The 5074-nt window shown below is 29.6% G+C and carries 4 protein-coding genes; all 4 read right to left on the reverse strand.

The features are described 5' to 3' along the window. Positions 1-66: 66 nt before the first annotated feature. Positions 67-381, reverse strand: coding sequence for a hypothetical protein (locus AABJ49_RS14115; protein WP_338378935.1), 315 nt, complete (start codon positions 379-381; stop codon positions 67-69). A gap of 2 nt (positions 382-383) precedes the next feature. Beyond that, a complete protein-coding gene (locus tag AABJ49_RS14120; protein WP_338378936.1) occupies positions 384-686 on the reverse strand; it encodes a hypothetical protein in 303 nt (100 codons plus the stop codon). A 266-nt stretch (positions 687-952) separates the two neighbouring features. Continuing rightward, positions 953-2419 carry a hypothetical protein gene (locus AABJ49_RS14125; RefSeq protein WP_338378937.1) on the reverse strand — a complete coding sequence of 489 codons (1467 nt, stop codon included), beginning with the start codon at positions 2417-2419 and terminating at the stop codon, positions 953-955. Positions 2420-2569: 150 nt separating this feature from the next. Next, entirely contained in the window at positions 2570-4963 is a 2394-nt protein-coding gene (locus AABJ49_RS14130) for an erythromycin esterase family protein (protein ID WP_338378938.1), read from the reverse strand. Positions 4964-5074: the final 111 nt, after the last annotated feature.

Genomic DNA, 5074 nt, shown 5'->3' on the forward strand with positions numbered 1-5074 from the left:
GAGGTTTTTCCGAAGGAAAAACCAAGCCCAAGCCATTGTGCAAAACAGTTGTTAGTGGCTGGCTTTTTACTTAAATATGTCAGGTGGATTTTTTTTAAGACTTCTAATTTTTATTGCCATTTTTGATAATGGTAATTGAGTGGTTAGAATCGATTTTATTGTATGCTTTAATAAATCTTGGTCTTCATAATCCACAGCTAAATTTTCGGATTCCATTTCATCTAATAAAGAAGAAATTTTTTCATCAATCATTAAATTTTCTTGATTTTTATTAGATGTTTTTTGGATTATTTCTTGTGCAATATTTATCAAATTTTTTCTAATCATAGGTAATTTAGCCAATGCTTCTAAAAAATCATTATTTTCACTTTTAGAGTTCATATTTAAATTATTATTTCATTTTTCGAGTTAAATACTTCATTAAAAAGTTCAATACATTCTTTTTTTATAAGTTCATCTAAATTAGAATCATTTATAAAACTAAATGTTATACTGCTATTGTTAGTTATTACAACATAATGGTTATGAAGTCTGTCATTTTCATCTACGTCTGATTTTTTTGGTTTTTGCTCAAAATAATTAAAATGTTTTTTTTCTATTTCAAGCATTCCATTTTCAAACTTATCTATTTTTTCTGCTGCTACTTTTCCGAAGAATAGTTCATTTAAATTTTCTTTAGTTTTCATTTTCTTTTTTTTAAGTTTATATATGACAAAAATAGAAAAAACTTATCTAAAAATAAATAACCATATATAAAAACTATCAACAAATTATTAACAAGATTTGTTTTTTAACGATTTCTTTAAGCTTGCCACTAACGGTCTTGTATATGAAAAGTAGCGGATTTTACCCACTAATTTTTCGGATTATAACTGACCATTAATTTATTCATTTTCTTTGGATTAAGCGATTAAACCGCTATTTTTTATATACGTTGTTAGCAAACGTACTTTTATTCTATTCCGTTTTCAGCGAGTAATTTGTCAAATGCTTTTCCGCCCCAATCCCTTCTTAAATTTTCGTTTTTTGTTCTTGCATTTAAAATCTGCTTATTTATGTCTTGATTATTATAAGAGATTAATGCTTTGGTAGCAGACAAATAAATATGTGCATTCCATTCAGTTTCTAGAATTTCTATTAACGGTTTTACAAATGATTTGTCTTTAATTTCAGATGCTTTTGTAGCATATAAAGGGAAATTATGAACGTTTGAATTTTTTATGTTTTCCCTGATTAATTGAAGCCCAAAATCTCTGTCTTTATTTATTATTAAGTCTAGCATTTGTTCATTCAAGCTTTTTGTTTCTTCAAAATTGTCAAAACTGAAATTCGCAATGTCCAATTCATTAGGGTTTTGCATACTTTTTTTAGTCAATTCAAATGCCTTGTTTGAATTTAAGCTGCTTAAATACTCAAAAACCTTTGGCGAAATTTTATTTTCTTCTTCCCATAGCTTCCATAGAAGTTCGTCATAGCTGTTAGATTGAAATTCGTTTAATGCGGAAAAAATCATATTCAAATGATATTTTCTAATATTCTTGTGCTCGACTTGTGTAAAAGGTATCAGTAATTGTTTTTTTGCATCTTCATTCTTATAGCTTGCAATTGCTCTGTATAATTGTGTCCATTCATTACTATAATGGGTGTTATCCAAAGTCTTTTGAAGTTGTGATTTTAAAAATGGAAAGAATTTCGAATTTGGAAAATTACTTATGGCTTTATATGTATGAAAATATCCGCCTTCTTCAGAATTGTCTTTTTCTCGATTATTGAGAATGAGTTCAATATCCTCTACTTTATTGTATTTGGCTAATTTAACTAATGCAGATTGGTCATTTTTTTCAAGGTATAGTTCTTTGATTTTACCATAATTAGATTCAGATGATTCTATTCTCTGAATTGCTCCATACTTGGCATTTAGATTGTTGTTTGAGTACACTAACAAGCTGTCTAACTCTCGAAATTGTTGTTCGTTAAGTTTTTTCGAGTCTAAATCCACGTATTGAGGTGTTAGCACCTGAATATAAAAATCGCCAACTTTTTCTTGTCCTCCGATACAACCAAACTGTGTGCTAATTAATTCATCATCGTTCAAATGATTTTTCACAATTTTGAATAAGTCAACATTTTTATTGTAAGATAAAGCCCAAAACGAATAACTTCTAACAACTCCATTCGGATGATTAGTTAATTCAATCAATTCACTTTCAGTCGCTGTTTCTTTTAAAGTTTCAAAGTTGTCCCATTGTTTTGGTCTCATTCCAGATGAGTAAACCGCAGAACTCATCAATTCATTGACCCTCTCAATCTTCTTTACTGCCTTTTTAGTTTTATTCGAGATTTTACTATCATCATAATTGCTTTGAGCAAAAGATGAAATGGTTATAAACAGAATTATGATTGTTTGCAGTATTTTCATTTCGGTATGTTTGCTAACGGTCTCGGCTATGAGTAGTTGCGTGGTTTAGCACTCAACTTCGCAAGTACACACCAAGTAGGAAATTCCCCAGGAATTTCCAAAGTAGGCGAGAACAAGCAATTACTTATAGCCATTGTTGCCAATAGTTTTTTATTCAGTTTTTTTGTCAATTTTTCTCTCGTAAAATGAACTCCAAAAAGTTTCATCATATTTTACACGGTTTAAAACAGTCTGGTTCTTTTCTCTCCATTCATATTCAATGTCCTCAACATCTTTTAGTTCAAAATCAAACAAATAAGAATCTAATTCGATAATCCTACGATTACGTTTGTTTTCCTTATTTATTGATTCACTATATCTTCTGTTAAAGTATTGAATAGCGTAATATTTGTCATTGCCACTAATTTGAGAATAAGTACAAATATTTTCCTCCTTAATCGTCGTTTCAACTATGTCTTTATAATTTTCATAGCCTTTGAAGTGTTTCTCTATTTCTTCTTTTTTTAGCGTAGTTTCCCAATTCTCAATGACCTTTACAATAGCAAAATTGTCTTTGTTTATATATACTCTGCCCATATATTTTGTTGGATAACCTCTATTGGTGTAGTTCCACTTATTTCGCTCTGTTTCAAATGCAATTATATATGTGTCATCATCATTTTCATTGTTTGACTTAACGAAGTTTAGCTTAAATTTCTTGTATTTTCTCTTGTGTAAGATGTTTGCGTAGCGAATGGCATTTTGTCGGTAAGCAAAAAATTGAGACGAATACGTATATCTTTTAGGGTTTTTATTGATATTCCACTTAATTTGTTCAACCCTTTGGGTTATTATATAAGGCGATTGATAACCTTCATCTTCATCTTTAGTAATCAATTCTAAATCTAATAGATTTTTGTCATTATTATTGATAATTACTTTTCCATATCTGTAAAAATTAAAAGGTTCAATAGGATGATTTTCCTCTTTTTTTGAAATAGCTTTTTTAAGAACGGTTAGAGGTGATAAATATCCAGTAATCACAACTTCATCTAATTCTTCGAATTTTTGTTTCAAATAAACTTTTTCAGTAAGGTTTTTTAGCAAAATTTCATTAGTCTCAAAACCAAGAGACGAAATAGATACAAAAGCGTTTTGCATCATCTGTTTCTTTATAGGAAGTTTAAAATATCCATTTTCATCTGCTACTCTGTAAATTTCTTCTTTTTTGAGTATTAGGTTTGCAAATGGTACAGGCTGATTGGTTTCTTTATCTAAAATTTGACCTTTTAAGACAATATTTTGACCTACTTGTATTTGTTCAATTTTCTTAGCTAAAGTCAGCTGTTTCGTTGAAGTTTCAATAGTATCCTTTTTAGTATCTAATTTTGGTAGTGTTGCTTTTTGAAAGAATATGTAACCATTGTGCAGTTGGTCTAATCTTGCTTCGGTAAAGTCAATAAAATTTAATAATCGAGTATCTTTAGTTAAACCCATACCTTCTTGATTGGATGAAACAAATAGGTAAGGACTTTTAAAATTACTTAACTCATACTCAAACGATTTTTCCTTGATTGGTGTTTTGTGCCATTTTTTAGTACCCAAGTCCAAAAGCGAATCGTTAGCGTGTATAGTTGCCAAGCTATAGGATTTTTCCTTTAATTCTTTGTGAATGTAAGAGCCCATTGAAACAAATTCTTTCGCAACTGGTTTTTTTATGCTTGAATTATCATTGATAATATGAATGTTGTCTGCCCAACAAATAATTTTCTCATCTGGATTTCTTTTGATGTAACTTAATAGATTGTCTGACATTTGTTTGTCTCTAATATTATCGTTTTTATTTCCAAAGTCGGTTGTCAGTATTTCTTCAGTGTTGTTATATGCATCTTGAGAACAGGCTAACAGGCTCTTTGTAAATTGTTTCCAATAATAATTAGTATCGGTTTGTTCCAATTGGTTTATTTGCCCAATAATTCTCTTTAATTCCTTTTCGTAGTTATTGTATTTAATGTCATCTTCCTCAAAAGTTACGATGTCTAAAACACTTTCGATAACAATTCCAAAGTCGTCTTCATCGAGTTTTAATTCAATTTTTGTTTTTTCTAAATAGTCGAAAAAATCTTCTATAAATTGTGAAGTATTATCTATTTGTGAGTCAAAACCTATTACTTTTAAGTTGTTGCTGTCTATATAGTTGACAAGTCTTTGAAACTCTAATGTGCTTGACCAAACACCCCAAATAGCATTATTGAATTCTTTTGGTTCAAATCCATTTTTGTTCATTTTCCATATGTCATACATAGAGGATTCCATTGCAATAGTTGTGAAGCCTAATTCTTGATGAAGGTATTCAACAACTCGGGCTTTCATCTCGAATATGTTACCATACATATGAGTTTGCTCTCCTAACATTACAATTTGTTTGCCTTTTAACTCAGATTGTAAGAATGATAAATCCGAAGTCTCTTTGGACTCAGGTGGAAGAAGTGTTATTGTCTTTAATTCTTGCGATTTCACAATTAATGTGAAAAGAAAAAAAAGTATGGTAAATTTTGATTTCATTCGCTTTGAACTGTTGTAGGTTTTGTTTTTTTAGTTTGGTTGCTCAAAATTATTGGCAACGTTACCGCGCTTCTCGCAGTTGCAAGTTTTATCACTTACAATAACAAATAT

It is taken from the genome of uncultured Flavobacterium sp. (assembly GCF_963922255.1).
Classification (GTDB): domain Bacteria; phylum Bacteroidota; class Bacteroidia; order Flavobacteriales; family Flavobacteriaceae; genus Flavobacterium.